Below are 26,884 nucleotides of genomic sequence, written 5' to 3' on the forward strand. Positions count from 1 at the left end.
GACGAACCGCTGGTGTTCGGGTTGTCATGCCAATGGCATTGCCCGGTAGCTACGTTCGGAATCGATAACCGCTGAAAGCATCTAAGCGGGAAGCGAGCCCTAAGATGAGTCATCCCTAGGAATTTAATTCCTCTAAAGAGCCGTTCGAGACTAGGACGTTGATAGGCATGGTGTGTAAGCGTTGTGAGGCGTTGAGCTAACATGTACTAATGACTCGAGAGGCTTAACCATACAACCCAGATGGGTTTTGCTAAGCGAACTTAGATAGAATATCGACACTTGATAAAGTTAAAGACTCAACAGAAAATCAGCTTTCCGAATTATTATTAACGTGGTCCAGCGATGGACACGGTAATAAACAGAATTTGCTTGGTGACAATAGCCTTGTGGAACCACCTGATCCCATCCCGAACTCAGAAGTGAAACGCAAACGCGCCGATGGTAGTGTGGGGTCTCCCCATGTGAGAGTAGGTCATCGCCAAGCGCCTAATTATCTCATTGAGATGTAACGAAGCCAGCTGAATAAGCTGGCTTATTTGCGTCTGCAATTTGTAAAATTCAGCCTTGTTTCTATTTAATTAGTCTGTTTTCCTCCTATTTTTCTCTCCTTAACACTCTTCATGACATCAATAATAAGTAATAGTTGTCGGTTATTTTGTCAATGCTCCGATTTTGCTACAGCGATCTTAGTTCTCGATCGAGCCTAGCTATTGCTATTAGTTAAGCGGTTACTTACCTTATGTTTTAATTTATTGGGGTAGATAAGGATCTGAGATGAAGTTAGAGATGATTTGCACTGGGGAAGAGGTGTTGGCGGGACAGATTGTTGATACCAACGCCGCTTGGTTTGCCAGTACTATGATGGAGCATGGTGTCGAGATCCAGCGTCGAGTAACCGTCGGCGATCGCCTCGAGGATCTGATTGCGGTTTTCCAAGAACGTAGCTTACATGCAGATGTGATTCTCGTTAATGGTGGTCTTGGGCCCACAAGTGATGATATGTCTGCTTTAGCGATGGCGAAGGCGAAGGGCGAACCATTGGTTGAGAATGCGGAGTGGCGTGAGCGTTTAGAGGAGTGGTTTACCCGTAATAACCGTGAAATGCCTTTAAGTAATCTCAAGCAAGCTATGCTACCAGCCTCAGCTGTGATGGTTGATAACCCTGTGGGAACCGCTTGTGGTTTTAGAGTTAAACTTAATCGCGCTTGGTTATTCTTCACGCCTGGTGTGCCTTTTGAGCTGAAGCACATGGTTACAGAGCAGTTTGTGCCCTTTATTCGCGAAGAGTTTAACCTTGATTCCAAGGTTGCTTTAAAGAAACTATTGACCATAGGCCAAGGTGAGTCCGCTTTGGCAGATAAGTTAGAACCGCTAGAGCTGCCAGAAGGCATTACTATTGGTTACCGCTCTTCTATGCCGCATATTGAGATTAAGATTTTCGCCCGTGGCGAGAAGGCGATTGCAGTATTACCTCGCGTCGCTGGGCACATCAAAATGGTGCTGGGTACTGCGGTTGTCGCGGAAGATAAAGCCACTCTTGCCGAAGAAATTCATTATAAGCTACTTAACTCAGGCTTGACCTTAAGCGTTGCCGAGTCTTGCACCGGCGGCATGATCACCAGTCAGTTAGTTGATTTCCCCGGCAGTTCATCTTACTTACAGCACGGATTAGTGACTTATAGTAATGAATCTAAAGTTCGCGTGTTAGGTGTTAATCCTTCAACCTTAGATGATCATGGTGCAGTCTCCATTGCGACTGTAGAAGAAATGGCTAAGGGGGCAAGGCAAATTTTAGACAGTGACTATGCGCTGGCAACTAGTGGAATTGCGGGGCCCGATGGTGGCACAGATGAGAAACCTGTGGGCACTGTGGCGATCGCTTTAGCAACTCGCGGCGGTGTTTATAGTCAGATGATTAAACTACCGAGACGTTCACGGGATCTGGTACGCAGTTTAAGTGCTGCTGTGGCTTACGATATGCTAAGACGTGAGCTTTTAGCTGAAGCTGTGATCGTCGATTATCAGTCGATTGGGCGATTCAGTAAGTAACTCTTATACGGGTATATATCCATTTATGCCCGCCAACAAAAATGCTCCCGAGGGAGCATTTTAACTTCTACAGAGATACAAAAATGGCAGATTATTTAGTGAACTTAAGCACTAATTTGCCTGGGGCAACTTGAATGCTTTCGGTCATTTTTGCCATCAGTGCTTGGTTACTGTCCTTGGTATCCAGTACATACACAGGCTGGTTTTCTAAGAATTGCCTTAGATAACCCATCACCTGCGGTGTGGCACTGCTAATCGCTTTTTCAATATCCTTGGGCGTTGATTCCACTTTGACTAATTCGAGCTGACGCAGATAGACACTGTGCGTTGCGCTGTCATACCAAGGCTTAGCTTCGAAAGTCGTAGTGAGTTTGGCACTCAATGGAAAGATCGGATTCTTAATTGATACTTGAGTTGCGGCACTTACACTCATAGTGTCAGGTTTTACACCTAGCTTGACACTGATGTCGTTAATGCGCACTTCTGCGCCAACTAATTGATTGCCTTGTTTAATCTCAAAATGGATCTCTTTACTGAGGTACTGCTCCATTTCGTGCTCGCTGATACTGTACTGCGAGACGCAGCCGCCAAGCAGTACAGTCAGTCCCAAGCAAATCGTGCGGGAAAGTTTTTTCATTAACCAGTGTTTCTCATACCCGCTGCCACACCTGCAATGGTCAGCATTAGCGCTAACTGTACATGTTCAGACGCAGGAGTTTCGGTTGTTTCCTTACGTGTCCGCGCTAATAGCTCGGTTTGTAAGAAGTTTAATGGATCGATATACGGATTTCGCAGTTTAACTGATTCGCGATTCCACGGTGTATGCGCCATTAAACTATCTGATTTTGTCAGTTCAAGCACGACTTTAATACCCAGATCCAAGCGTTGGCGCAAGGTTTCGCCTAAGTGATGCAAGTCTTTCGGTACTAAACAGGTTTCGTAGTAGCGGGCCAAATTAGGTTCCGCCTTGGCGTAGACCATTTCCAGCATTGAAATGCGAGTGCTGAAGAAAGGCCATTCCCGTTCCATCTCTTGCAGTAAGCCCATTTCACCGCGTTCACAGGCGGCTTGAAGTGCTTCACCGGCGCCAAGCCATGCAGGTAACATCAAGCGGTTTTGCGACCAAGCAAAAATCCACGGAATAGCTCGCAGACTTTCGATCCCACCATCGACACGACGTTTGGCTGGGCGGCTGCCGAGTGGCAGTTTTCCTAATTCCACTTCTGGCGTTGCCGCGCGGAAATAAGCCACAAAATCAGGTTCATCACGCACTATGCCACGGTAAGCACCCACTGATTCTTCTGCGATACGTTGCATGCAATTGCGCCATTCTTGCTTCGGCTCTGGCGGTGGTAACAGGGTTGCTTCCAATACGGCCGAGGTATACAGGGCCAAGCTTTGAACCGCGAGTTTTGGTAAGCCAAACTTGAAGCGGATCATCTCGCCCTGCTCAGTCACGCGAATGCGGCCATCTACCGAACCTGGTGGTTGCGATAGGATTGCTTTGTGTGCAGGACCACCCCCGCGACCAATGCTGCCACCACGGCCATGGAATAGTGTGAGCTTGACGCCCGCTTGTTTACAGACTGCCACTAACTGCTCTTGGGCGTGATACTGAGCCCAAGCCGCCGCCATAACACCGGCATCTTTAGCTGAGTCAGAGTAGCCAATCATGACCTCTTGCATGCCCTTGGTATAGCCACGATACCAGTCAATATCGAGCAAATCGGTAATACATGCAGCGGCGTTGTTTAAGTCGCTTAAGGTTTCAAACAGTGGCACCACGCGCATTGGATGCGAACAGCCTGTTTCTTTGAGTAACAGTAAAACCGTTAAGACATCCGATGGTTTACCCGCCATCGAAATCACATAGGATCCGAGTGCTTTTGCCGGATGTTTAGCAATCAAACGACAGGTATTAAGCACTTCGGCCACATCGGCCGAGGGTTGCCAGTTACTTGGGATCAGTGGACGACGGTTGCTGAGTTCACGTAATAAGAAGGCTTGCTTCTCAGTCTCGTCCCAATGGTTGAAATCACCCATGCCGAGATAGCGAGTTAACTCGGCGAGCACATCGCTGTGACGGCTGGCATCTTGGCGAATGTCGAGCCTGAGCATATGAATGCCAAAGCAGGCGAGACGGCGGAGAATGTCGAGCAATAAACCGTTGGCGATTAAGCGCATACCGCAGTCGGTTAAACTCTTATAGAGCATTTCTAGCGGCGCTTTGAGATCGCTTTCTTGCCAAATCAGGCTCGACTTATCGACTTCAGGATTGTGGCCTTCGATGCGCGCATTTAAATAATCTATGGTGTCACGCAGTCTTTGACGAATAGATCGCAGCACGTGGCGGTAAGGTTCGCAGCTGTTATTGGTATAAGCCTTTAACTCATCATTGGCTTCTTCCATCGACAGTTCACCGACCAGTAGGACTATGTCTTTTAAGAATAGTCTGGCGGCAGCATGGCGGTTACGATCGAGCACCTCTTGGGTGACTTTTGCGGTAACAAACGGGTTGCCGTCGCGATCGCCGCCCATCCAGCTTGAAAAGCGCACTGGCGCGATATCAATCGGTAATTGCTGCCCTGTGCGTTGCTGCACTCGATCGTTAAGTTGTCTTAAGAAGTCAGGCACCGCATGCCAGAGTGACTCTTCAATGGTGGATAATCCCCAGCGAGCCTCATCTACTGGAGTTGGGCGCTCGCGGCGGATCTCATTGGTGTGCCATATTTGCGCGATTAATTGGCGCAGGCGCAGATTGATCTGTTGACGTTCTCTATCCGATAGTTGGTCGTTTTCTTGCTCTGTTAAGCAGTCGACAATGGCGGCGTATTTTTGGATCAGGGTGCGACGGGAAATTTCAGTGGGGTGCGCTGTTAGCACCAGATCGATATCCAGTGTTTTTAGACAGTCGAGCATTTTAGCTTGGTCGACACGACCATTGAGCATGCGGCCTAGGAGTTGTTCCACTGGGTCTGGCACGCAGACAAGTTCGTCGCAATTACGACTGATAGTATGAAATTGCTCGGATAAGTTAGCTAAGTTAAGAAATTGGTTAAAAGCTTTTGCAAAAGGGACTAATTCTTCGTCTGGCAAAGCTGTCAGTAACTCGAGCATTTGCTCTCTGGCGGCTTGATCGCCTCGGCGTGAGTCTTTGGCAAGCTTACGGATCTGTTCAACCTTCTCAAGAAAAGAGTCCCCAAGATGGGTACGCATAGTATCGCCAAGGATTTGGCCTAACATACTCACGTTCGATCTTAATGACGCATACATATCTGTCATATTGTCTGCCATGGTTACTGACATAGTTACTCCGAATAGAAAAACATGAAAATCCGCTGTGTATATACCCAAACAACCTGAAGATGCAGGATTCAGCGGGAGTTTAACGCACTTTAGGCAAGGCAGTTATTTGCAGGCCTAGCGGGCTAAGTTAAAAATAACCAACGCAGCATAAAGTGCGTTAAAACCCGCCGGGACGGAGCACCTAGGGCACTCCACTTCCGTGTTGCATCAATTTAAAAGGTGGCCGACATTCTTTCATTGATGCGCCTTGAATTGAAGCACCCTAGGCGCTCTGAAACTCGTATCTTCAGGTAGCTTGGGTATATAGCCCGTTAGCACAATACCTATCACTTGGGGCTATGGTCAACAGCAGAACTTATAACTTATACGACTGGCTTATCCGATATGCAACCAATCACGGTATTTGATGAAGAATATTCAATAGAAATGCGAAGTCACGCAATATTTTTTGATGATTAGTGCAAGTGAATATGAAGTGCATTATTTTATGCTTTGCAGACATGTATCTTAGCTGTTAATGAAAAGGACTGATTTTAACTCATGTTGACCCTGGATAACTGTGTTATTAACGAGTTAGCTGAATGGGAGGCGTGTCTTCGATATCCCAGTTTGAGCTTAAAATATGAAAATAAATTAAAAATATATATTCACATATATTGCATAAGTAGATCTTTGTGGTAGTCTAGCCATCAGTTGAGATGAGTCACCCCCTGTGACCTGTAGAGTGAATATCATGATGTACAGTATTAGCCTGACAGTGAATAAAATAACAACCTATTACGATTTCCTGCGACGATAGTCTTGTCATCATAGATATGCGCGGTTGCGTGTAAGCTATTCATCTACTCTTTAAGTTTCTTTGATTCGGTTAATAAGACAAAAACATGAAAAATATCGCCATTATTGGTGCCAGTGGTTACACAGGCGCGCAACTGACCGCTTTAATCCATGCAGAAGCAGAACTGACGATTCAAGGGTTGTATGTTTCTGAAAACAGTTTAGATAAAGGTAAGCCTTTAGCGGATTTGTATCCTAGCTATAGCCATATCGCATTAACGCTGTCGCCATTGTCCGATGAAGCTAAGGCAAAAATCGTTGTCGAAGCCGATGCCGTGGTGTTAGCGACTGAGCACTCGGTGAGCCTGCATTTAGCGGCTTGGTTTTATAGCCAAGGGTTAGCGGTATTCGATTTAAGCGGTGCCTATCGTTTCAGTGATGTGGCGCAATATCCGAAGTGGTATGGCTTTGAGCATGAATATCCTGAAGTTTTAGCCAAAGCCGTGTATGGCCTTGCCGAATGGAATGCTAAAGAAATCGCTGCGACTAAGATGATTGCCGTGCCAGGTTGTTACCCGACCGCATCATTGACAGCGTTAAAGCCGCTAGTGAGTTTACTGACATCGGCTTATCCGGTAATCAATGCTGTGAGCGGCGTAACAGGTGCGGGCCGTAAAGCGCAGTTACACACCAGTTTTTGTGAAGTTAGCCTGACACCCTACGGCGTATTAGGCCACAGACATCAACCCGAGATTGCCACTCAGCTTGGCCAAGAAGTGATATTTACACCGCACCTTGGTAACTTTAAGCGTGGCATTTTAGCGACCATTACCGTACAGCTAAAACCAGGTACTACGACTGCCGATGTGGCCGCGGCCTATAGCGTGTATGACAAGGCGCCATTGGTCACCGTGAAGCACAATCAGTTCCCGAAAGTAGACGATGTGGTGCTGACACCTAACTGTCACTTAGGTTGGAAGTTTGATGAGAATAGCGGTTACTTAGTGGTAGCCAGTGCCATCGATAACTTGATGAAAGGTGCTGCCAGCCAAGCGCTGCAATGCATAAAGATTCATTTTAACCTTTAATTGTTCATCCTTATTTAAGAGAGTCGTCAAGATGTCTACAAACAACTCAGTATTAGTGCTTAAAGTGGGCGGCGCGCTGCTGCAATGTGAAATGGGGATGGCGCGATTGATGGATACGGCTGCGGCTATGTTAGCCAATGGTCAGCAAGTGTTGATGGTGCATGGCGGCGGCTGTCTGGTGGATGAGCAGCTAGCAGCGAATGGTATGGAAACCGTCAAGTTAGAAGGTTTGCGTGTGACTCCGCCCGAGCAAATGCCGATTATTGCCGGCGCACTTGCGGGGACTTCGAACAAAATTCTTCAAGGCGCAGCGACTAAGGCTGGCATTGTGAGTGTGGGCATGAGCCTCGCCGATGGCAATACTGTTTCGGCTAAGATTAAAGATGAGCGTTTAGGCCTAGTGGGCGAAGTCACGCCAAACGATGGCACTTATCTTAAGTTTATCCTCGCCCAAGGTTGGATGCCGATTTGTAGCTCTATCGCCATGATGGACGATGGCCAAATGCTTAACGTCAATGCTGATCAAGCTGCGACGGCCTTAGCCAAATTAGTGGGCGGCAAGTTAGTGCTACTGTCGGATGTTTCTGGGGTGCTCGATGGTAAAGGCCAGCTCATCCACAGTTTAAATGGCAAGCAGATAGCAGACCTTGTTAAGCAAGGTGTGATCGAAAAAGGAATGAAGGTCAAAGTTGAAGCTGCGCTCGAAGTCGCACAGTGGATGGGGCAGGCGGTACAAGTTGCCTCGTGGCGTGATGCAAGCCAATTAATCGCATTAGCAAAAGGTGAAGCCGTAGGAACACAAATCCAACCATAAGTGGAGTAGGTTATGAAGCATTTACTATCGATAAAAGACTTAACCCAGAAGCAGTTACAGGATCTAATTGCCTTGGCAAAAACGATTAAAGCCAATCCGGCTGAGTATCGTCATGCGCTGGATGGCAAGAGTGTGGTGATGTTATTTGAAAAGCCCTCACTCAGAACACGCGTTAGCTTTGATATCGGTATTAATAAGCTCGGGGGCCACTGTTTATACCTAGACCAGCAAAATGGTGAACTGGGAAAACGGGAATCGGTTGCTGACTTTGCTTCTAACCTGTCATGTTGGGCCGACGCAATTGTGGCGAGAACCTATTCACACACCACTATCGAACAATTAGCCGAGTTCGGCTCAGTGCCCGTGATCAATGCGCTGTCGGATCTTTATCATCCTTGCCAAGCCTTAGCTGACTTTTTAACACTGGCAGAGCAGTTTGAGGATGTCAGTAAAGCTAAATTAGCTTATGTTGGTGATGGTAATAATGTCACTAACTCGCTGATGTACTGTGCGGCTATTCTCGGTGCCACCATGACAGTGATCTGCCCAGCGGGTCACTTTCCTGATGGCTACGTAGTGGCAGAAGTGCAAGAGCTCGCCAAACGATATGGCGGCAAGATAGTGCTGACTTCAGATATCGATGCGATTGAAGGTCACGACGCTATTTATACTGATACTTGGATTTCAATGGGCGATCCAACGCCTTTGTCTGATATCAAAGCGAAGTTTGCACCATACCAAGTAAACAAAGCTTTGATGGCGAAAGCGGGCGCTAACTTCTTTATGCATTGTTTGCCCGCCCACCGTGGTGTAGAAGTAACAGATGAAGTGATGGGCGGTGCAGGCTCCTTAATTCTGCAACAAGCCGAAAATCGGATGCATGCCCAAAATGCGGTACTGGTAACCTTATTTAGTTAAATTAACCCTGTTTAGCAGCCTGTTTTCTCCTTGAGAGAAACGAGTCATAGGAATTTAAGATGTCTATCGAGAACAAAAATACTGGCGTGAAAAAAGTGGTTTTAGCCTATTCAGGTGGTCTAGATACCTCGGCCATTATTCCTTGGTTAAAAGAAAACTACGATAACTGTGAAATCATCGCATTCTGCGCCGACGTTGGCCAAGGCGAAGAAGAGCTGGTTGGCTTGACTGAAAAAGCTTTAGCTTCAGGTGCTTCTGAATGTCATATCGTCGATCTAAAAGAAGAATTCGTTAAAGACTATATCTACCCAACGATTGCGAGCGGTGCGATTTACGAAGGCACTTATTTACTCGGTACGTCAATGGCGCGTCCTATTATTGCCAAAGCGCAGGTTGAAGTGGCTCGTAAAGTGGGCGCCGATGCTCTGTGTCACGGTTGTACCGGCAAAGGTAACGACCAAGTGCGTTTCGAAGGTTGCTTCGCCGCATTAGCACCTGATTTAAAAGTGATTGCCCCATGGCGTGAATGGACTATGCAGAGCCGTGAAGATCTACTGGCCTATTTAGCTGAACGTGACATCAAGACGTCAGCGTCAGCGACTAAAATCTATAGCCGTGATGCCAACGCTTTCCATATTTCCCATGAAGGTGGTGAGTTAGAAGATCCATGGAACGAGCCAAGCAAAGGCGTATGGACACTGACTGCCGATCCTGAAGATGCACCGAACAAGCCTGAATATGTGTCGCTAGAAGTAGAACATGGCCGTATCACTAAAGTGAATGGTGAAGCCCTAACGCCTTATGCTGCACTGATGACATTAAACGCCATTGCTGCGCCACACGGTGTGGGCCGTATCGACATTACCGAAAACCGTTTAGTGGGTATGAAGTCTCGCGGTTGTTACGAAACACCCGGTGGCACTGTGATGTTCGCAGCACTACGTGCGATTGAAGAGCTCGTACTCGACAAGACTAGCCGTAACTGGCGCGAGCAAGTTGCCGCACAAATGGCGCATTTAGTGTATGACGGCCGTTGGTTCACGCCACTGTGTAAGTCACTGCTGGCAGCATCTGAATCACTGGCTGAATCAGTTAACGGTGAAGTTGTGGTAAAACTCTACAAAGGCCAAGCGAGCGCAGTGAAGAAACGTTCACCTAACAGCTTGTACTCTGAAGCGTTTGCCACCTTCGGTGAAGATCAAGTTTACGATCAAAAGCATGCAGAAGGCTTTATCCGCCTGTACTCATTAGCGAGCCGCATCCGCGCACTCAATGCTAATGATGTAAAGTCTAAGTAAGAGGTCGTTTAAAAGGGCGCCTAGCGCCCTTTTTTGTTTTTAGGTTTTGATTTAGTTTTTGATTCAGATGAGTCGATTTCAAATAAGCAGTGAGTAAGGGGAGTTAGCATGGCTTTATGGGGTGGAAGATTTCAGGGCGAAACGAGCGCGCTATTCAAATTATTCAACGATTCGTTGCCTGTGGATTATCGCTTGTTCGAACAGGATGTGGTCGGCTCCATTGCTTGGGCGGATGCGATTGCCAGCGTGGGAATTATCTCGGCAACTGAATGCCGCGACTTGAAAAAAGCGCTTAATGACTTACTGGTGGAAGTACAGGGCGATCCGGCGATTATTCTTGCCTCGGGCGCTGAAGATATTCACAGTTTCGTCGAGTCGGCCTTGATTGCCAAAGTGGGCGATCTCGGTAAGAAATTGCACACCGGTCGTAGCCGTAACGATCAAGTTGCCACCGATTTAAAGCTTTGGTGTCAATCCGAAGGCAAAGCATTATTCGCGCGCCTTCAAGGCTTACATGCTGAATTACTGGCGTTGGCTGAGCGTGAATTTGATGCGGTAATGCCGGGTTATACTCACTTGCAGCGCGCGCAACCTGTGACATTTGGCCACTGGTGTTTAGCGTATGTGGAAATGACTGAGCGGGATATCAGCCGTTTAGCCGATGCGTTAACCCGCGCGAATACCTGTCCATTAGGTTCTGGTGCCCTTGCGGGCACAGCTTATAAAATAGATAGACATGCACTGGCTGCTGCGCTTAATTTTGCCTCGCCAACGCTGAATAGCTTAGATAGTGTATCAGACAGAGATCACGTGGTAGAGCTTTGTTCAACCGCATCGATCAGCATGATGCACTTAAGCCGTATGGCTGAAGATTTGATTTTCTTTAACTCAGGTGAAGCGAACTTTATTTCCCTGAGTGATGAAGTGACCTCGGGTTCATCCCTGATGCCACAGAAGAAAAATCCAGACGCATTAGAGCTTATCCGTGGCAAAACCGGCCGGGTGTATGGCAGCTTAGTGGGCATTCTCACGACGATGAAAGCACTGCCTTTGGCGTACAACAAAGATATGCAGGAAGATAAAGAAGGCCTGTTTGACGTAGTTGATAGCTGGGCAATTTGCCTCGATATGGTGGCGTTAGTGTTGTCAGGTTTGAAGGTCAATCGTCCTAATGCACTGTTAGCCGCACAGCAAGGTTATGCAAATTCTACTGAGCTTGCGGATTATCTCGTGTCTAAAGGTATGCCTTTCCGTGAGGCGCACCATGTTGTGGGTGAAGTCGTGGTTGCTGCGATAGCGAAGCAAATTCCGCTCGAGGATTTCTCCTTGGCCGAATTAAAAACTTTTGCCGCTATCATTGAAGATGATGTCTATCCAAACCTGACTATTGAAGCTTGTTTAGCGAAACGCGACGTGCTCGGTGGTACTGCATTGCCACAAATTCAGCAGGCGATTGCGGCCAAGAAAGTTCGTTAAGCGAGTTATTCAAATCCACAATTCAAGCCAATAAAAAACGCGACATTAGGTCGCGTTTTTATTGGGCCACAATTAGTGGTAATGACTTTTTAGCATTTGTTTATTGGAATAAATCATCGGTTGGTGCATCGATGAATAAATTGTTTTCATCCTGAGTTTCGCTGATGTATTCCTTCGGCTCCGTACCTGAAATAAAGTACTCGAACGCACTGGTATAGTCGGTTTTTCGGGTAAGTTTACCCGTCGCTAAATCGATGCGTACCGAAACTATGCCTTCTGGCGGAATCGAGGTTGTCTCTGGTGTGCCTTGTAAGACACTGTTCATAAACTCGTTCCAGCCCGGACCTGCTGTTTTCGCTCCCGCTTCGGCGCCAGTTATCTGATCTTTTTCGCCGTTTGCATTCCATGCGGTTCTGCCCAGTTGGCGACCGTGATCGTCGAAACCGACCCAGAAAGTGCTAGTGATGACTGGGCTAAAACCACTGAACCAAGTGTCGCGCGATTCGTTGGTTGTACCCGTTTTACCTGCAATATCATGGCGCTTAATCAATTTTGCCGCGCGCCAAGCCGTACCTTGCCAACCCGTGCCTTTACTCCAATCGCCCCCACCCCAGATCACGCTCTTCAGTGCTTCGGTAATGAGGAATGCCGTTTGCTCTGAAATAATTTGCGGAGCGTAGCGACCGGTTTGATTGAAACACTGCGCAACAGGTGCACTACGCTCAGCACCAGAGTCTCCACTTACGCTGAACGCTATAGAGTCGCTCGGTGTAACTGGTTGGCTAGGCTTACAGGCCAATGTAGGGTTCGCTTTTTCGATAACATTGCCGTAAGCATCTTCTACGCGATCAATATAGAAAGGTTCGAGTAAGAAACCGCCGTTAGCAAATACGTTAAATGCAGTAACTACTTGCAATGGCGTGACTGAAGACGAACCTAATGCAATCGATTCGTTGCGAGGTAAGTCGTTAGGATCAAAACCAAATTCAACGAGTTGAGCAATGGTTTCGTCGAGTCCGACATGACGCATTGCACGCACAGACATAACGTTAATAGATTGCGCTAAACCCACACGTAAACGAGTGGGGCCGCCATAGATATCGGGTGAGTTTTTAGGGCGCCATGCTGTGCCTTGGCTGATATCGGGTTTATTAATTGGCGCATTGTCTATGAGGGTCGCTAAGGTAAAGCCTTTCTCTAATGCTGCGGCATAGATGAAAGGTTTTATATTCGAACCTAATTGACGCTTCGCTTGAGTCACTCGGTTGTATTGGCTTTGGCTAAAGCTATAACCACCAACTAAAGTGCGAATAGCACCATTTTTGGGGTCGAGTGATACTGTTGCGCTGGCGACTTCTGGTACTTGCGATAGTTGCAAATATTGGCCGTTATCACGGATCCAAATACGCTCGCCGACCTTGAGTATGTCAGAAGCTGATTTCGGTACACTACCTTGACGCTTATCAGTAATAAACTTACGTGCCCACTTCAATCCATCCCAAGTAATGACTTTAGTTTCGCCTTTGGCGGTCATTATACTTGCTTGCTGATCTGCAATGCTGATGACTGCGGCGGGTTGCAATTCTTGTACTGAAGCAATCTTGGCTAGTTCAGTTTTGATTTGAGCAGGTTCAGGTTTTTCGTCCGTCCACAACACGGCAGCAGGACCGCGGTAGCCATGGCGTTCATCATAGGCATAGACGTTATTACGCAGTGCCTGTTGAGCTTTAAGTTGTAGATCCGATGAGATAGTCGTATAGACGTTGTAGCCATTGGTATAGGCTTCTTCTTCACCGTACTTCTGTACCATGTAATCCCGAGCCATTTCAGAAATATAAGGGGCATAGAGATCAATTTCAGCGCCATGATATCTGGCCACCAATGGTTCTTGTAGTGCTGCTTGGTATTCGGTTTGGCTGATGTAGCCGACTTCATTCATCCGCATGAGGACGACATTACGGCGAGCCAATGCACGCGAAGGTGACGTGATTGGATTGAGTGTAGAGGGCGCCTTGGGTAGGCCTGCAATAACGGCCAGTTCAGATAAGCTGAGTTCTTGCACGTTTTTACCGAAATACACTTGCGCAGCAGCCCCAACCCCATAGGCCCGTTGGCCTAAGTAAATGCGGTTTACGTAGAGCTCTAAAATTTCATCTTTGGTGAGCAACTCTTCAATATGATAGGAGATAAAAATCTCCTTCACTTTACGAATAATAGTCTTATCGCGGGTTAAGAAGAAGTTACGCGCGACCTGCATGGTAATCGTACTCGCACCTTGCTTTTTCTCACCAGTGGTCAACATCACTAATGCGGCGCGAAGCACGCCAACAGGGTCTATACCACCATGTTCATAAAAGCGGGCATCTTCGGTTGCGATAAACGCCTGTAGCAGAGGTTTTGGCACTTCGTCTAACGTTAGTGGAATGCGACGTTTCTCACCGAATTGAGAAATAAGTTTGCCGTCACTACTGTAAATACGTAAAGGTGTTTGAAGTTGCACATTTTTTAGTGTTGAAACATCCGGTAAATCCGGCAAAACATAAAAGTATGCTGCCACAATGGCGCCTACGCCCAAAAGGGCTAGACTGAATAGTGCTATAACAATACGTTTTAACCACTTCACCAAAATTTATCCTAATGTTCTGTTAAGTGCGACAGTATATAAGGCGCACACGTCTTGGTGAAGTAAAAACGTGAGACTCACAAAATAGCATTTGTAAAATGATGAAACATTCGATACAAGTAAGTATAACAAGTTGATTTTGTGCTAATCTCTTTTACTGAAATATAAATAAAAAAGTGACAATGGATATGCTTTCAAATTTATGGAAGCGTCAGGCTCCGCAGATGGTGGGAATCGATATCGGTTCCCATGAAGTTAAGGCCATTTTGTTGAGTAAGACTGCTGACGGATACAAAATATTGAGTCATGCCGCGGTACCCATTAAGAAGGGGGCCGTTAACGATCATGATATTCGTGATGCTGATGCCGTTGTTGAATGCCTTAAGCAAATAAAACGTAGCCTGCCTAAATCCGTTAAATATGCCGCTGTTTCTGTTTCGGGTTCTGCTGTGATGACGAAAGTGATCTACATGGATGCCTCCCTTAGTGAGGAAGAAATGGAGGCACAGATAGAAATTGAAGCCGATAACCTTATTCCGTATTCACTCGATGAAGTTAGCATAGATTTTGAAACGCTAAACGTAAACAGTACCGATCCTACTAAAGTTGATGTGCTGTTGAGCGCATGCCGCACTGATAATATTGATGTCAGAGTCGATGCGCTGGATAGCGTTGAACTTGAGGCTAAAGTGGTGGATGTTGAAGGTTACGCTCTAGGTCGAGCTGCCGAGCTAATTATGGCCCAGCTTCCAGAAGGAGCGAAACATAAAGCCGTCGCTATGGTTGATATCGGCGCGAATATGACGACTTTCTCTGTGGTTGAATCGGGTGAGACGACTTTTATTCGTGAGCAAGCTTTCGGTGGTGAGCAATTTACTCAGTCAATATTATCCTTCTATGGCATGTCTTATGATCAAGCTGAGAAAGCAAAGATTGAAGGCGACTTACCACGAAATTATATGTTTGAAGTTTTGTCACCTTTTCAAACTCAGCTATTACAACAAATAAAACGTACGCTGCAGATTTATTGCACTTCCAGCGGTAAAGATAAAGTCGATTATCTCGTATTATGCGGTGGGACATCTAAATTAGAAGGTATGGCTAATTTACTGACGAATGAATTGGGTGTTCACACTATTATCGCCGATCCTTTTCAAGGGTGTTTGCATGCCGATGAGTCGGTTAAAAGTGCGCTGCAACCTACAATCAGCAAATATATGGTTGCTTGTGGCTTAGCATTGAGGAGTTACGGTCAATGGCGAACATAAACCTACTCCCTTGGCGAGAAGAGGCGAGAGAAAAACAAAAGCGCGACTATATTGGTATTTTAGCGGCAGTATTTTTAGCGTCGGCGATTTTAGTCTATGTCGCAGTATCTTTATTAGATGTTATGACCGATGAGCAAAAAGCACGTAACGCTTATTTGCAATCGGAAATCAGTCTGCTTGAAACGCAAATTTCTGAGATCAAGAAAATTACTGAACGTAAGAAAGACATTGAGCGGCGTACAGAAATTATTCTTAATCTACAGCAATCCCGTAATTTGCCTACTCACGTGTTAGATGAGCTTGTTCGAATTGTACCTCCAGGAATATATCTGTCTAGCCTAGAGAAAAAGGGCAGTTTGTTGCTGATTGAAGGGCGTAGTGAATCGAACAATAACGTCGCCAACATGATGCGAAAAGTGAAAACTTCCGAATGGTTAACCGATCCTAATATGCAGTCGATCGTGACCCAAAATGAAGAGTTACGGCAATTACAGCGTTTTAGTTTGAGAGTCACTATTAAAGGCGCGAGTGTAGACGAGCCTGAGAAAATGACAAAAGGAGCGAGTAAATGAAACTCGATCTAAGTCAATTTAATGATATCGACTTTGAAAATATTGGTGGTTGGCCAAATCAAGTTAAAACCTTTTTCGCGATCCTTTTAGCACTTTGTGTTTTTGCTGCGGGATATTTCTTGGTCGTCTCCGATTCGGTAGATATTTATACCGCAGAGCAAGATAAAGAAGTGCAGCTCAGAGATGATTTCAAGAATAAGTATCAACTTGCGGCAAATTTAAAACTCTACCGAGATCAGCTAGCGACGATGGAAGTACAGTTTGCAGAGTTACTGAAGATGCTGCCATCTGAAAATGAAATGCCAGGTTTGCTAGACGATTTAACTTTTGTGGCTACGGATGCAGGACTCAGAATTAATAGTTTGAATTGGGAGGCCGAAATTCAGCGGGATTTCTATATTGAGTTTCCAATTAAAATGTCTGTGACGGGAGATTACCATCAGCTAGGTAGTATGGTGAGTGGTGTCGCTAAGCTGCCGCGTATCGTTAGCCTCCATGATTTCACCATTAAGCGAGATGAAGCCGGCAACTTAGCAATGGATATCTTAGCCAAGACATACCGCTTTAAAGAAGGGGCTGAATTACCGCCTGAAAAACCTGCTAATAAGGGGAAGAAATAATGAAATTCTTACCTTTGTTAGCCTTGAGTCTTTTTTTAATGGGTTGTGTTGGCGATCGTAGTGATTTAGAGCTATTTGTTACTACAACCAAAGCGCAACACGTTGCTCATATCCCGCCCTTGAAAGAGCCGCCAAGATTTGAGCACTTTGCCTATCAAGCCGAATTAATGCGTAGCCCTTTTGTACCACCTTCGCGTGAGTTAACGGAAGAAGTTGTTGATACCAGCAAAGATTGTTTACAACCGGACTTAAAGCGTCGAAAAGGACGATTAGAAACTTATCCTTTAGATAATTTAAAAATGCGTGGCACCTTAAGTGAAGCCGATACAACTTGGGCGTTAGTTGAAACAAATGACGGCAGTGTTTATCGGATGGGCGTTGGTGAGTATTTAGGTCTGTTTAATGGACGCATTTCTAAAGTTACTTCACAAAATGTCGAAGTAGTAGAATTAATTCCAGATGGTTCAGGTTGTTGGTCCGAAAGGACGAGCAATTTAGAACTTTCTGGAGAATAACGAGCGAAGGATGAGGGAATAATGAAATCTTCTGCCGCGATAAAAGTCCCGTTAATTTCTTCAGGCTTAATCAAGTCTGTTATTGGGATCGCATTGGTATTTGGAATTTTGCCATCGAGTTATGCTGCAAACCGATTAATGGATGTTAAATACCATGCCTTGGTTGACCACCAGTTAGAGCTAGAGTTGGTATTTGAAGAAGCGGTCACTCCGCCAGTTATTGACTCTAATGCCTCGCCTGCAGAGCTCGTATTAACCTTTGATAATAGTATTTCTGGTTTATCTAAGGATCGCTTACCCATTAATCAAGTCGGTGTAACTGACATGATGACTGAGCAGCAAGATACTCGTCTTAAAGTCACCTTAGGTATGTCCAAAGTGAAACCTTACCAAGGTTCAGTCATGGGCAACTCATATCGACTCACTATTAATGATGAGGTTGCGGGCGCTCAGACTCAGGCAGAAAACCCCTTCGTTAACAGCATTAAAAATATCGATTTTCGTCGTAATGAAAATGGTGGCGGTGAGTTATTAGTCTATTTGAATAACCGCTCGGTTGCCGTTAACGTTGAGCAAGTGGGTGCTAAACTCGAAGTTAAGTTATATAACACTGATATTAATAGTGATCTGCTTTATGTTATGGATGTGAAAGATTTTTCAACACCAGTAAAAAGCTTCGAGACATTTAAAGAAGATTTAACAACGCGCATTTTAGTTGATATTGCAGGGGAATATGAGTTCAGTTACAAGCAAGAGGATAATCTCTTTAGACTCTCGATGAATAAAGTTGAGAGAGTTGCCGCCAAGAAAGATGTTAAAAAATACAATGGCCGTACTTTGTCGCTTAACTTTCAAAATATCCCTGTACGTACTGTTTTGCAGATCATTGCTGACTATAACAATTTTAACTTAGTCACGAGTGATACTGTTGAAGGCAACATCACCTTGAGGTTGGACGATGTGCCCTGGGACCAAGCATTAGATTTGATTCTACAAACCAAAGGCCTAGATAAACGTATCGAAGGCAACATCTTAATGGTGGCACCGAGCGAAGAGTTGGCTATTCGTGAAAGCCAAAATCTCAAAAATAGGCAAGAAGTTAAAGAGTTAGCACCTTTGTATTCTGAGTACTTGCAAATTAACTATGCCAAAGCGATCGACATTGCTGAGCTGCTTAAAAGCGCAGATTCTAGTTTACTCTCGCCACGCGGCTCAGTCGCGGTCGATGAACGTACTAACACAGTACTCGTGAAAGATACGGCAGAAACGATTGAGAACATCCATCGTTTAGTCGAAGTACTCGATATCCCTATTCGTCAAGTACTGATCGAGTCACGTATGGTAACGGTCAAAGATGATGTCTCTGAAGACTTAGGCATACGTTGGGGCGTAACGGATCAGCAGGGCAGTAAGGGAACCTCAGGTACATTAGAAGGTGCTCAGAGTATTGCCAACGGCATCATTCCAACTCCTGACCAACGTTTGAACGTTAATTTGCCTGCGGCAGTGACCAATCCAACAAGTATCGCATTCCACGTTGCTAAGTTGGCAGATGGTACTATTCTTGATTTGGAATTGAGTGCGTTAGAGCAAGAAAATAAGGGTGAAATTATCGCCAGCCCTCGTATTACCACCTCTAACCAAAAGGCGGCTTATATTGAGCAGGGTGTGGAGATCCCTTATGTGCAGTCGACTTCAAGCGGTGCAACCTCGGTCACTTTTAAGAAAGCCGTGTTGTCCTTGCGAGTTACACCACAAATTACACCTGATAACCGCGTTATTTTAGATTTGGAAATCACCCAAGACTCTCAGGGCAAGACGGTTGACACACCAACGGGCCCCGCTGTCGCCATCGATACCCAGCGTATTGGCACTCAAGTGCTAGTTGATAACGGTGAAACCATAGTCCTTGGTGGTATTTATCAGCAAAACTTGATCAGCCGTGTGAGTAAAGTCCCTATTCTCGGTGACATTCCCTTAGTCGGTTTCCTGTTTAGGAACACAACAGACAAAAATGAGCGTCAAGAGCTACTTATTTTCGTAACCCCCAAAATAGTCGGTGAGAAGATCTAAGCACTTGCTATGTATCGACTAAAGCCAGCAGTGATTGCTGGCTTTATTATTACTGAAATACAATTCTTTGCATAAATAGCGCACATGGCTTGCCATAGTAGACCCTAAGCTGAGATAATCCTCGGTCAAGTCTCATAAGAGCAAGGTAACATATAGGTCGGCTTGATGTTGAGTCGATATAGGCATACTTTTCAATAAGATTCAGACGTACAAGAAATGGCTGAAAAACGTAATATTTTTCTGGTAGGCCCTATGGGCGCAGGTAAAAGCACAATTGGTCGCCATCTGGCGCAAATGCTGCATTTAGAATTCCACGATTCGGATCAAGAGATTGAACAACGCACAGGCGCTGATATTGCTTGGGTGTTTGACGTCGAAGGTGAAGAAGGCTTCCGTCGTCGTGAAGCTCAGGTTATTGCTGATTTGTCTGAGAAACAAGGTATCGTCCTTGCCACCGGTGGTGGTTCAGTACAAAGCAAAGATATCCGTAATCATCTGTCTGCTCGTGGCATTGTGGTTTACCTGGAAACCACTATCGACAAACAGGTCGCTCGTACTCAAAGAGACAAGCGACGCCCATTATTGCAAGTGGATGATCCTCGAGAAGTGTTGGAGAATCTTGCAGAGATCCGTAATCCATTGTACGAAGAAATTGCCGATGTGATTGTCAAAACCGATGATCAAAGCGCAAAGATCGTCGCAAATCAGATCATTGAGCAATTAGGTTTTTAGGCAGAATTTATGAAGCAAATTCAGGTTGATTTAGGTGTACGTAGTTATCCCATTTACATTGGCCTGAATTTGATGAGTGATGGCGAGACTTTGTCTCGCTACCTGCTTAAAAAACGTATTCTTATCGTCACCAATGAAACTGTCGCGCCTTTGTATCTTAAACAGATACAAGAGACGATGGCTTCGTTTGGTGAGGTAGAGAGTGTTATCCTTCCTGATGGCGAACAATTCAAAGACTTAGCACATCTAGATACTATTTTTACTGCATTGCTGCAGCAAAACTATGGTCGAGATTCTGTGCTGGTGGCTTTGGGTGGTGGCGTGATTGGTGATATGACGGGCTTTGCCGCGGCATGTTATCAACGTGGGATCGATTTTATTCAAATTCCGACAACTTTATTGTCGCAGGTGGATTCTTCCGTCGGCGGTAAAACGGCTGTTAACCATCCTCTTGGTAAAAACATGATTGGGGCCTTTTATCAGCCACAAATCGTGCTTATCGATACTTTATGTTTACATACGCTTCCAGCGCGCGAGTTTGCGGCGGGAATGGCGGAAGTCATCAAGTATGGCATCATGTGGGATGCTGATTTTTTTCAATGGCTTGAAGATAATGTAACGGCGCTAAAAACCTTAGATGCCGAAGCATTAGTTTATGCTATCTCTCGTTGCTGTGAGATTAAAGCCGATGTGGTTAGCCAAGATGAAACTGAGCAGGGCGTGCGTGCTTTGTTGAATCTGGGTCATACCTTTGGTCACGCGATTGAAGCCGAAATGGGCTACGGTAATTGGCTGCATGGTGAAGCCGTGTCAGCTGGCACAGTCCTTGCTGCTAAAACAGCTAAGGCACTGGGGCTTATCGATGAGTCAATAGTTTGTCGTATCATACAGTTACTACAAGCTTTTGATCTTCCAGTGAGTGCGCCGGAATCTATGGATTTCGACAGTTTCATTCAACATATGCGACGCGATAAAAAAGTTTTAGGCGGTCAGATTCGACTGGTGCTCCCAACGGCAATAGGCCGCGCGGATGTGTTTAGTCAAGTCACAGAATCTACCCTTGAACAGGTTATTCGCTGCGCATAAAAACTGTGTGGTGGGCGAGTGACGTTTCAGGGTTCTGTCTTGCTTCCTTCTCAGGAAGCCCTCATACAAAGAATGCATCATGTTGCCAGTTATAGCGATCAGTTGCTGGTGCTTTCTGGTGTCAGCGGTTCAGGAAAAACGACCTTAGTTACCGGATTAGCGACCGATTTTGACGAGTCAAATGCGGCATTTGTGATTTGTCCTATGCATGCCGATAACGCTGAGATACGCCGCAAAATTCTAGTCCAGCTAATTTCATCCCCTATTTTTGACGACGACATTCCCCTCGCCGATACCCTGTTGCGGCTTGCGAGCACGCAAACTAAACCCCTACATATCATTATCGATGATGCGCATTTATTGCCTAAGGCGCTATGGGCTGAGTGTATTATTCTCAATCAAATTCAGTGTGCGGGTAAGAATATTGCCGTCACGCTCACGGTTCCACCGGCATTCTTAGCGGACCTATTGCCACAATTACCCGAGCAATTGCGGCGGCAAATATTGCCTATCAGTATTGAGCCGTTAACCATGCCAGAGCGTGAAGCTTTGTATCAAACATTGCTGAGATACAGCGATCAAAACCCTTTTACGCCAAGGGAAATCGTACGCAGTCAGCTTGAGAAGCAAACGGGTACGCCGCAAGAAGTGGTCAATCTGTTAGATAAAGCCTTGCATAGCCCGCAAGAGAAAACATCTTCTTGGATGAAATATAAAGCTATGGTGGTGACAGCTGTGAGCATGTTGTTAGCGCTAGGTATTTGGCTTGGTGTTACTCAACCATTTTCTGAAGAGCAAGCCCTAGAGACTGCGACTTTTCCTGCGATAGATTCACCCGCTTTCTTGTCCTATGGGCAAAAAATCTTAGCCCCCTATTTTGCTCTGCGCGCTGAACAATTAAAGTTTGCCACTGTAACCGTGAAAGTTAACGAACTAGATACATCCAAAGCCAAAACAGAACAGGCTGTCGATCCATTAAGTGAATTTCATGGTGAGGCACCACATCCAGAGCCTGATGATGCTGCCTTAGTGAGTGTTGGTGAAGTGAGTAGCAAGTCTTTTGGTGATGATGAGCCAACTGTGGATGCAGAGCCTCAAGCTAAAACGGTAGATGTTCAGTCCCCAGCGCCAGAGGTGGCAAAGGTTGATAAAACAGTTTTGGAACCGCAAAAGCCACTCAAAGGTTATACCGTACAAATAGCGAGTGTTGCTCAGCTAGATACCCTGCGTTCGACATTAAAGAGTCTTGAGAATGTCGAGGGCGTTCGAGTCGCAAAGTATAAACAGCGGTGGGTTGTTCTCGTTGGTCACTACAGCAGTAGCAAATTGGCTTCGAATGCGGCGGCGCAATTGGTTAAGGAGTATCGTTTTGAGCAACCTTGGGTCAGAAAATGGGCCGATTTGAAAGATTATCAAGTAGAAGAAAGTCTCTCAAATCGTGAAATTTCAGAATAAACAGAGTACAATCATGGCCTTTATTTTTGTCGGCATTCATCAAGTTAAATGATAAAAAAACACAGAGCCTTCCTTAAGTGGGCTGGCGGTAAATTTAAATTGGTGGATGATTTAGCCAGTTATTTACCCGCAGGAGACCGTTTGGTCGAGCCGTTTGTGGGTGCAGGATCCGTTTTCTTGAATACGGATTATCCTAGCTACCTGCTCTGTGACATTAATCAGGACTTGATCGAGTTATATCAGATCGTGAAGCATCAACCAGAAGCATACATTGCCGCCGCTAAAGCATTGTTTGTCGATGAGATGAATCAAAAGGAAGCTTACTATCAGGTGCGGACCGACTTTAATAAATGTCGCGACCCTTTCCAGCGTTCTGTGTATTTTCTTTATTTAAATCGCCATGGTTTTAATGGCTTATGCCGTTATAACCGTAAGGGTGGCTTCAATGTGCCCTTTGGCTCCTATAAAAAACCTTATTTCCCCGAAAAGGAAATCTGGGCCTTTTCTGAAAAAGCGCAACGTGCTGAGTTTAAATGCATTGGTTACGAAAAAGCCTTTGAGCAGACACGCAGTGGCGATGTTATCTATTGCGATCCACCTTACGCACCGTTATCTACTACATCCAGTTTCACGACATATGTTGGTGCAGGTTTTAGTTTAGACGATCAAGCACTGCTGGCTCGTCATTCGCGCCATACCGCGTTAGAGCGTGGTATTCCGGTATTGATTAGTAATCACGATATTCCATTAACTCGCGAGTTATATCGCGGCGCGCATTTAGCGAAAATTCAAGTGCAACGCAACATTAGCCAAAATGGCAGTGGTCGTAATAAAGTGGATGAGTTGATGGCGCTATATGATGAAAACTACGATCCAAAAGACGACTAGTTTCAACATAAATAACGTTTAGCTAAGCACTTGTCCTACGAGAAACATCAGACTTGCCACTAGGATGACAGCTAACACAATGCCCATCACTATATAGGGCAATGGGGAACTGGTTTGAAAATCTTTTTTACGATTTTCGCTAGTTTGTACCCCGAAAAAGGCGGCAATGGTACTGTGGAATACTTGCCAAATGCGGCTAAGCATTAATAGGCGAGATGCGACGTAGTGGGCTCGAGATCATCCATAGGTTTATCTTGATGACCATGTAATAGTTCAAGTAGATCGACAAAGTGGAACTGACTCGAACGGTTTTTACCTGTAAGCCACGTTTTCCAGCTTAAGGTTTGTGCTTGATCGGCGCAGCGATTATTAGGGTGGCTACTGGGCAGTGCATTGTTGTAACGAGTGTCATTGCTACAAGCGCAAGATGCAGTTTCGGTATTTTCCGTCAGTTTTTCAACGCCAAAAGCTAGCGTGGCCACTACAACTGCAGTAAATGCCAACATCATAGATGACTTGAATGTCACCGACCTAACATAGTGTGAAAACTGACTAAACCGCTCCATCATAACGCTTCCTTTGGAATGAACCAGCACTGCGCCTCGAGTATAACAAACTCGCTTAGTTTATGAACAAAAAATTATCAATTCCAGCCAAAATGCTCGGAAATATTAGCTTATTTTACCGAATCTAAGCCCCAATTTACTGCTATAGCTGCAGAGTGTGCTGCTTTACTGACATAGGCATAGCGGATCAATTGCCAGAAATGTGGCTTTAGCTATAGAGGCTTAGCTTGGCTCAGGGTAAAATAAGGCACTTTTTATCCAAATAGCAGCGAGTGTTTTATGCGTCCATTCTTGATTGCTCCATCAATTTTATCTGCCGATTTTGCCCGTTTGGGTGACGATGTAAAAGCTGTGTTAGATGCGGGAACCGACGTAGTACATTTTGATGTGATGGATAATCACTATGTTCCTAATTTAACGATTGGCCCTATGGTGTGCCAAGCACTGCGTAACTATGGGATTACCGCTGATATTGATGTGCATTTGATGGTTAAGCCGGTTGACCGTATTGTGCCTGATTTTGCTAAAGCGGGCGCGTCTATTATTACTTTCCACCCTGAAGCCTCTGAGCACGTCGATCGCACACTTCAGCTCATCAAAGAGTGCGGTTGTAAGGCGGGTCTCGTGTTTAATCCTGCGACACCACTGCATTATCTTGACCATGTGATGGATAAGCTGGATGTGATCCTATTGATGTCAGTGAATCCTGGTTTTGGTGGTCAATCCTTTATTCCATCAACCTTAGATAAGCTGCGCCAAGTGCGTGCGCGTATTGATGCCAGTGGTTTTGATATTCGTTTAGAAGTCGATGGCGGCGTTAAGGTCGACAATATCGCCGAAATCGCGGCCGCTGGTGCGGACATGTTTGTTGCGGGCTCGGCTATTTTCGGCAAGCCTGATTATAAGGTCGTTGTTGATGAGATGCGTGCCGAACTTGCTAAAGTTGGGGCATAGCCATGTGGGATAAGATTAAAGCGATTGCGTTTGATCTAGATGGCACGCTGATTGACAGTGTGCCGGACCTAACCGTTGCTACGCAGGAAGCCTTGACTGAGTTAGGTTTGAAGAGCTGCTCTGAGGCGCAAGTGCGTACTTGGGTCGGTAACGGCGCCGAAATGTTAATGCGCCGTGCTATGAGTCATGCTTTGGGTACGGATGTTGAGCAAACAACCCTTGATGCTGCCATGCCGATTTTTATGCATCATTACCAAGAGAATCTTGAAAAGCACAGTGCGCTGTATAGCGACGTGCATCAAGTGCTGCAAACTTTGTTTGATGCAGGCTTTAAGTTAGCGGTTGTCACCAATAAACCCTATCGTTTTACCATGCCATTACTCAATGCTTTTGGGATTAACGACTTTTTCAGCTTAGTGTTAGGTGGCGATACCTTAGCTAAGATGAAGCCCGACCCTTTGCCGCTGCAGCATTTATTGCATGAGTGGCAATTGGAGAAAACTGAGTTATTGATGGTCGGCGATTCTAAAAACGACATTTTAGCGGCGAAAGCGGCTGGGATAGCGTCAATCGGCTTGACCTACGGCTACAACTACGGTGAAGATATTGGGCTCAGTGGCCCAGATGCCGTATGTGAGCAATTTAGTGAGATTCTGAACTGGGTAAAACCTACCAAGTAATGGGGGGTTACCTGTTCTTTAGTCGATTTTTTTTAGTCTTTTTATATATAGATAGTGGAGCAATGACGTAATGACCAAACCCATAGTACTCAGCGGTGCACAGCCGTCCGGCGAATTAACCATAGGTAACTACATGGGTGCATTGCGTCAGTGGGTTGCGATGCAAGATAGCCACGACTGCCTGTATTGTGTAGTTGATTTGCATGCCATTACCGTGCGCCAAGATCCTAAAGCATTGCGTGAAGCGTGTTTAGATACCTTAGCCCTGTATTTGGCCTGTGGCGTAGATCCTAAAAAGAGTACAGTGTTTATCCAGTCACAGGTGCCACAACATACGCAATTGGGTTGGGCATTAAACTGCTATACCCAAATGGGCGAGTTGAGCCGCATGACTCAGTTTAAAGATAAATCACAAAAGCACGCTAACAACATCAACGTGGGTTTATTTGGCTACCCAGTGTTGATGGCGGCGGATATTCTGATTTATCAAGCGAACGAAATCCCTGTTGGGCAAGATCAGAAACAACACCTTGAGTTAACACGTGATATCGCTACTCGTTTTAACAATGCCTATGGTGATACTTTCACCATTCCTGAGCCTTTTATTCCTGAGCTTGGCGCTAAAGTCATGTCACTGCAGGAGCCGCTAAAGAAGATGTCTAAGTCAGACGATAACCGTAATAACGTTATCGGCCTGCTAGAAGATCCGAAATCAGTGCTGAAGAAGCTGAAAAAAGCCATGACAGACAGTGATGAGCCGCCAGTCGTGCGTTTTGATGTGGATAATAAACCGGGTGTTTCTAACCTGCTGAGTCTCATGTCGGGTGTGACAGGGCAAAGCATTGCGAGCCTAGAAGCCGAGTTTGAAGGCAAGATGTATGGCCATTTGAAAGGTGCGGCTGGTGAAGCGGTTGTGAGTATGTTAGAGCCACTGCAAGAGCGTTACCGCGCGATTCGTAGCGATCGCGCTTACTTAGACCAAGTGATGAAAGCTGGTGCACAGAGTGCGCAGGCGCGCGCCGAAGTGACCCTGAAGAAAGTGTATGAGAAGATTGGTTTGTTAGTGTAATCAATCGATCGATAAATTAAGCCGACGTTCGCGTCGGCTTTTTTGTGCCTGTAAATT

General features: G+C 45.7%; 23 protein-coding genes and 2 rRNA genes. 20 read left to right on the forward strand and 5 right to left on the reverse strand.

The features are described 5' to 3' along the window. From L5M10_RS14225 to L5M10_RS14235, 3 genes are all read left to right on the forward strand, one after another. A 23S ribosomal RNA gene (locus L5M10_RS14225) occupies positions 1-231 on the forward strand; the annotation flags it as partial. Positions 232-368: 137 nt separating this feature from the next. Beyond that, positions 369-484: ribosomal RNA gene (gene rrf / locus L5M10_RS14230) — 5S ribosomal RNA — on the forward strand. A 290-nt stretch (positions 485-774) separates the two neighbouring features. Further along, a complete protein-coding gene (locus L5M10_RS14235; protein ID WP_173248122.1) occupies positions 775-2,049 on the forward strand; it encodes a CinA family nicotinamide mononucleotide deamidase-related protein in 1,275 nt (424 codons plus the stop codon). A gap of 91 nt (positions 2,050-2,140) precedes the next feature. Here the strand turns inward: L5M10_RS14235 and L5M10_RS14240 are convergent, their stop codons facing one another. Together L5M10_RS14240 and ppc are read right to left on the reverse strand one after the other, a co-directional pair. Further along, positions 2,141-2,686: a DUF1439 domain-containing protein gene (locus L5M10_RS14240; RefSeq protein WP_263147679.1), complete on the reverse strand. Its 546-nt coding sequence runs from the start codon at positions 2,684-2,686 to the stop codon at positions 2,141-2,143. Beyond that, complete coding sequence (gene ppc / locus L5M10_RS14245; RefSeq protein ID WP_219234812.1) at positions 2,686-5,355, reverse strand: phosphoenolpyruvate carboxylase; 2,670 nt, start codon at positions 5,353-5,355, stop codon at positions 2,686-2,688. Before ppc ends, L5M10_RS14240 begins: the two co-directional genes overlap by 1 nt. An 884-nt stretch (positions 5,356-6,239) precedes the next feature. On the opposite strand from ppc, the gene argC reads away from it, so the two are divergent. The 5 genes from argC (at position 6,240) to argH (ending at position 11,726) form a co-directional block, all read left to right on the forward strand. After that, positions 6,240-7,220, forward strand: coding sequence for an N-acetyl-gamma-glutamyl-phosphate reductase (gene argC / locus L5M10_RS14250; RefSeq protein ID WP_263147675.1), 981 nt, complete (start codon positions 6,240-6,242; stop codon positions 7,218-7,220). A gap of 31 nt (positions 7,221-7,251) precedes the next feature. After that, the gene (gene argB, locus L5M10_RS14255) at positions 7,252-8,034 is read left to right on the forward strand and encodes an acetylglutamate kinase (protein ID WP_106649098.1); all 783 of its coding nucleotides are present in this window, start codon (positions 7,252-7,254) and stop codon (positions 8,032-8,034) included. Positions 8,035-8,046: 12 nt separating this feature from the next. Continuing rightward, the gene (locus tag L5M10_RS14260; protein WP_263255458.1) at positions 8,047-8,952 is read left to right on the forward strand and encodes an ornithine carbamoyltransferase; all 906 of its coding nucleotides are present in this window, start codon (positions 8,047-8,049) and stop codon (positions 8,950-8,952) included. Positions 8,953-9,011: 59 nt separating this feature from the next. Beyond that, the gene (locus tag L5M10_RS14265) at positions 9,012-10,250 is read left to right on the forward strand and encodes an argininosuccinate synthase (protein ID WP_105250542.1); all 1,239 of its coding nucleotides are present in this window, start codon (positions 9,012-9,014) and stop codon (positions 10,248-10,250) included. Between the two features lie 108 nt (positions 10,251-10,358). Then, on the forward strand, positions 10,359-11,726 hold the full coding sequence (gene argH, locus L5M10_RS14270; RefSeq protein WP_263255460.1) for an argininosuccinate lyase: 1,368 nt from the start codon (positions 10,359-10,361) through the stop codon (positions 11,724-11,726). Positions 11,727-11,826: 100 nt separating this feature from the next. On the opposite strand, the gene L5M10_RS14275 is transcribed toward argH, so the two are convergent. Next, the gene (locus L5M10_RS14275) at positions 11,827-14,349 is read right to left on the reverse strand and encodes a penicillin-binding protein 1A (protein WP_263147668.1); all 2,523 of its coding nucleotides are present in this window, start codon (positions 14,347-14,349) and stop codon (positions 11,827-11,829) included. Positions 14,350-14,537: 188 nt separating this feature from the next. Between L5M10_RS14275 and L5M10_RS14280 the strand changes: the two genes are divergently transcribed. From L5M10_RS14280 to L5M10_RS14320, 9 genes are all read left to right on the forward strand, one after another. Next, on the forward strand, positions 14,538-15,617 hold the full coding sequence (locus L5M10_RS14280) for a pilus assembly protein PilM (RefSeq protein WP_263140930.1): 1,080 nt from the start codon (positions 14,538-14,540) through the stop codon (positions 15,615-15,617). Further along, complete coding sequence (locus tag L5M10_RS14285) at positions 15,605-16,189, forward strand: PilN domain-containing protein (protein ID WP_105250539.1); 585 nt, start codon at positions 15,605-15,607, stop codon at positions 16,187-16,189. Before L5M10_RS14280 ends, L5M10_RS14285 begins: the two co-directional genes overlap by 13 nt. Next, a complete protein-coding gene (locus tag L5M10_RS14290; protein WP_263255461.1) occupies positions 16,186-16,809 on the forward strand; it encodes a type 4a pilus biogenesis protein PilO in 624 nt (207 codons plus the stop codon). The genes L5M10_RS14285 and L5M10_RS14290 overlap by 4 nt, the downstream gene beginning before the upstream one ends. Further along, complete coding sequence (locus L5M10_RS14295) at positions 16,809-17,324, forward strand: pilus assembly protein PilP (protein WP_105250537.1); 516 nt, start codon at positions 16,809-16,811, stop codon at positions 17,322-17,324. The genes L5M10_RS14290 and L5M10_RS14295 overlap by 1 nt, the downstream gene beginning before the upstream one ends. 21 nt (positions 17,325-17,345) lie before the next feature. Beyond that, on the forward strand, positions 17,346-19,397 hold the full coding sequence (locus tag L5M10_RS14300; RefSeq protein ID WP_113941458.1) for a type IV pilus secretin PilQ: 2,052 nt from the start codon (positions 17,346-17,348) through the stop codon (positions 19,395-19,397). 216 nt (positions 19,398-19,613) lie between these two features. Beyond that, complete coding sequence (gene aroK / locus L5M10_RS14305; protein ID WP_006083542.1) at positions 19,614-20,129, forward strand: shikimate kinase AroK; 516 nt, start codon at positions 19,614-19,616, stop codon at positions 20,127-20,129. A gap of 9 nt (positions 20,130-20,138) precedes the next feature. Next, on the forward strand, positions 20,139-21,215 hold the full coding sequence (aroB, locus tag L5M10_RS14310) for a 3-dehydroquinate synthase (protein ID WP_263255462.1): 1,077 nt from the start codon (positions 20,139-20,141) through the stop codon (positions 21,213-21,215). An 18-nt stretch (positions 21,216-21,233) separates the two neighbouring features. Beyond that, positions 21,234-22,670, forward strand: coding sequence for an AAA family ATPase (locus L5M10_RS14315; RefSeq protein WP_263255463.1), 1,437 nt, complete (start codon positions 21,234-21,236; stop codon positions 22,668-22,670). A 48-nt stretch (positions 22,671-22,718) separates the two neighbouring features. After that, positions 22,719-23,558 carry a Dam family site-specific DNA-(adenine-N6)-methyltransferase gene (locus tag L5M10_RS14320; protein ID WP_131525404.1) on the forward strand — a complete coding sequence of 280 codons (840 nt, stop codon included), beginning with the start codon at positions 22,719-22,721 and terminating at the stop codon, positions 23,556-23,558. A gap of 18 nt (positions 23,559-23,576) precedes the next feature. Here the strand turns inward: L5M10_RS14320 and L5M10_RS14325 are convergent, their stop codons facing one another. Both L5M10_RS14325 and L5M10_RS14330 read right to left on the reverse strand, forming a co-directional pair. After that, positions 23,577-23,762 carry a DUF2970 domain-containing protein gene (locus L5M10_RS14325; RefSeq protein WP_131525403.1) on the reverse strand — a complete coding sequence of 62 codons (186 nt, stop codon included), beginning with the start codon at positions 23,760-23,762 and terminating at the stop codon, positions 23,577-23,579. Further along, on the reverse strand, positions 23,762-24,127 hold the full coding sequence (locus tag L5M10_RS14330; protein ID WP_263255464.1) for a hypothetical protein: 366 nt from the start codon (positions 24,125-24,127) through the stop codon (positions 23,762-23,764). Before L5M10_RS14330 ends, L5M10_RS14325 begins: the two co-directional genes overlap by 1 nt. Before the next feature lie 276 nt (positions 24,128-24,403). Here L5M10_RS14330 and rpe point away from each other — a divergent pair, with 276 nt between their 5' ends. The 3 genes from rpe to trpS all read left to right on the forward strand — a co-directional run bounded on the left by rpe (position 24,404) and on the right by trpS (position 26,827). Beyond that, a complete protein-coding gene (gene rpe, locus L5M10_RS14335) occupies positions 24,404-25,078 on the forward strand; it encodes a ribulose-phosphate 3-epimerase (protein WP_263178920.1) in 675 nt (224 codons plus the stop codon). Positions 25,079-25,080: 2 nt separating this feature from the next. Continuing rightward, positions 25,081-25,758, forward strand: coding sequence for a phosphoglycolate phosphatase (locus tag L5M10_RS14340; protein WP_131525402.1), 678 nt, complete (start codon positions 25,081-25,083; stop codon positions 25,756-25,758). Between the two features lie 70 nt (positions 25,759-25,828). Next, the gene (gene trpS, locus L5M10_RS14345) at positions 25,829-26,827 is read left to right on the forward strand and encodes a tryptophan--tRNA ligase (RefSeq protein ID WP_113941452.1); all 999 of its coding nucleotides are present in this window, start codon (positions 25,829-25,831) and stop codon (positions 26,825-26,827) included. Positions 26,828-26,884: the final 57 nt, after the last annotated feature.

It is taken from the genome of Shewanella sp. SM32, from assembly GCF_025654235.1.
Classification (GTDB): Bacteria; Pseudomonadota; Gammaproteobacteria; order Enterobacterales; family Shewanellaceae; genus Shewanella; species Shewanella oncorhynchi.